2 pseudogenes are annotated in these 3,388 nt (G+C 44.8%); both read right to left on the bottom strand.

The window, feature by feature from the left end:
• Positions 1-369, bottom strand: a pseudogene (locus AN477_RS18855) (FAD-dependent oxidoreductase); the annotation flags it as partial.
• 46 nt (positions 370-415) lie between these two features.
• Positions 416-3,262: pseudogene (locus AN477_RS18860) on the bottom strand (Tn3 family transposase); the annotation flags it as partial.
• Between the last annotated feature and the right edge of the window lie 126 nt (positions 3,263-3,388).

Consider the following 3,388-nt stretch of genomic DNA (forward strand, 5'->3'; position numbering starts at 1 on the left):
TGCGCCGAGGATTTTGCGGGTCTGTGCATCCGCAATCAGCTTGAATACACCGGTGGTCTCCCGATTCACAAGTGCGCGTGGTACGGCATCCAACGGCAGTACAGAGGATATCACATCGTAACCTTCCATCTTGGCCTGTTGTTCCGTCAGACCCACCGTGGCAATGGATGGGTTGGTAAAGGTGACGCCGGGTACAACTCTGAGATCCCGCTTTTGGTTGGCCCTACCCACCGCATTCTCTGCCACGACCCATCCTTCATGCGCCGCGACATAGACAAATTGCGGTCCCATCGTCACATCGCCTGCCGCATAAATCCTTGGGTTGGAAGTTCGAAGATATTCGTCAACGAGTACCTCCCCATGTGCTCCAAGCTGGGTGCTTTTGCCTATCCCCCCGAAAAGGTTCATTTCAGAATTACTCACTTGGAATCACCTTTGATTGAATCAGCTCCTGGACGATAGCCTCCATGTCAACGGGATCTGGGTATCTTTTGAATTCGTATCGACCGTAGAGATTTATATGCTGCCAAGCAACGGGAGAAATTCGCTTCAACGCATCTGAATCCTGACCGTTTTTTTCTCTGTAATCCAACATGTTCGATAAAATGCTGGCATTGTAATAAATGATGCAATTGGCGATTAGACGACTGCATTCGCTCCAAATTTGTTGGTGTTGTTCGGTTTTGAAACGAAGCTTCCCAAAGTTGGCATAGGACACCGCTCGGCATAGTTTATGATAACTCTCGCCCCGATTCAGGGCTCGCTGCACATTTTGACGTAGCGGTGGAGAATCAATGTAATCTAAAAAATATAAACTTTTGATGATGTTATCGTACTCCCACAAGGCTCGCTTGGTTTTGTTTTTACGGGCGTAAGCGCTTAGTTTCCCGATGATAATGCTTTGCGTTGTAGTTTTCAGGGCAAGGGACAAGATGATTCGCTGGATATTTTCCCATTCCTCAATAATCAGCTGGGTATTGATTTTTCGAACGGGCTTAATCAAGACATCACCGTATTGGCTCGGGTGTTTGAACCCATATAACGACTTGCTGACCGTACCATATATGTCCCGGTAACGGGGCGCAAACTGATAACCGAACAAGTGAAGAATGGCGAAGTTTACTTCATTGGTTCCGTGTGTATCGGTGGAATGTACATCAGGCTGAATATCGGTTGTGTTGTTGTATAAGATATCAAACACGTAATGGCTTTCATGCTCGTTTGCACCAATGATTCGGGCATTCACCGGAATGTGATTGGCGACCATAGTGTAAGAGACAATCCCCTTTTTAAGGCCGAAATATTTAGGTGAATGACGAGAACGAATCGTATGGATTCCCGTCTCGAATTTCTGCCCATCACTGCTGGAATGAATGACTTCGTTGATATCAAAGTGGTGAAAGATCGACAGCTGGCCGGTCGCGTTACTGACGCGATTATTGGCCTCTTTTAAAGTCTCTAAGCGAATAAAATTATCGGATGTAGCCACAAGCAAGGGATAACCAATGTCAGAGATTTCGCCCATTCTCCCCAGTCCCATATTGGTCCCCCAAGCAATTAGGCAAGCAATCAGAATCTGTTCTTCCTTGGTCTGCTTCGCATACCGCCCTAAGATATGATCGAACGATTCAACAAATTGACAGCGTTGATTCACGTAATGCAACACACTCCCAACATCAACGGATTTTAATGTATCGAAAAAGGAGTGGTTGATGGAATCAGTGTCTCGAGTATACGGAAGCGTCCAACGGTTATGTACGCCACGGTTTTTAATTTGTACCTGTTCATTTTCGCCAGATGCAATACGCTGGTTTACTTCTGTAATTCGGGATTCAAGTCTCTGCTCCAGTTCGGCTAAATGATCGCGGATGGGTTGGCTGACGGTCGTCAGACCGACATCGGCCATCAACTTTTCTCTTTGCTTCCACTGTTCGTCATCGATCAGGTCATCCTCAAAACTACGAAATCGGATACTTTGACGGCAAAAAACATCTCCCGCTTCCAAACGGTTACGTAAAAGGCGGTAAATGAAGAATTCATAACGATCCACCGATAAGGTTTTTTGTTCATCGGAATCTTGTTGATAGATGTAACGTTTAACGCTATTTGGTAGGAACTGATAGGGTAAATCGGAGGCATACTGCGCCAATGATTTATTTTGACGAAAACATCGTGTCATAAAATCAATGGCCTCCATCAGCGAATCATTCCCCGAAGGGGCTGTGAAATCAATCATTCGAATTAAAGGGCGTAAATGCCGTTTGAACTGACGGGCTAATTGATCAATGTGCTCCCATTGAAAAGTCGATTCATCCCATTTTGCATTGATGACAATTTGATCCGCTACAGTGGCAAGCTTCTGACGTTCCAAAATGGAAAAGGCCTTCTCCTGAATGTCACCAAAAGGGGTGTTCGATGCAATGTTGTCGTCAGTAAATAGTTTAAGTACCTCTCCAGCTCTTTTCATGTCTTGACGGTTTTCTGCGTAACGTTCATATACTTGGTCCTTGGCCGCGGATTTGGCTTCTTCTATGTACCGCCTGACGTTGTAAATGAAGGTGCTAATCAGGTTGTCATTCATTCGCTGATAGCGATAATAAACAAAGCACAATAAATAAACATAAACCATCCATTCATCAAGCCGCTTGAGTTTATAGACAGAGTAATAATCGACCAATGAGGCAAAGTATTTGATGCTTTCATTCGAGATTCCCAACTTGGGTAATACTGTCTTGGCAAGTTGGTATAAAGGCTGGATTTGCTGACCCCGATCCATCTCACGCTTGATTTCCTTCAGACTAAAATCCTTAGGTTCACGCTTAAGTTGCGTCACTTCATACAGTCCTTGAGGATCTTTTATCAATGCCTTGAAGGCACTGATATGAGGCTGTTTTAGGTGGTCCTGCATCATGGCGATTAAGCGGTTCTGTTCGAAGATAATCGCTTGGCCAACAACCGTCTCTTGAATAAAACTGTAACCTGGGGCGATGATGCGTTGTTCAGATAAATAATTCATGATTTCACGAAAGATGAAAATCGGTTTGACGGAAACGGTTACTGCCTGACGTGCTTTTTTCCTTACCTGTTCCCTTTCTTCTGCACCACAACTGCGGTACCCAAATAGCTCAAGAATCATCTGCTGTTGTTTAAAGCGAGTCACCTTGCTAACGGAACTCAGATCAGCCACTTCTCTGTTGTTGAAATGTTGCTTCAAGACGTATTGAAGGTCTTCCCCTGTTTCACGGAAGTCGAATGTGAAAAAGTTAGAGTCTCATGTAGTGGTGTAAATTCCAAGGCTGGATCTTGACGAGAAAGCCATCGAGTGCAATCTACTAAAGGTGACGAGCAAATAGTAGAGGAGGCACGTCGATGGCTTCTACAGACAAGA

Origin of the sequence: Paenalicyclobacillus ferrooxydans, assembly GCF_001399675.1 — a bacterium.
GTDB lineage: Bacteria > Bacillota > Bacilli > Alicyclobacillales > Alicyclobacillaceae > Alicyclobacillus_B > Alicyclobacillus_B ferrooxydans.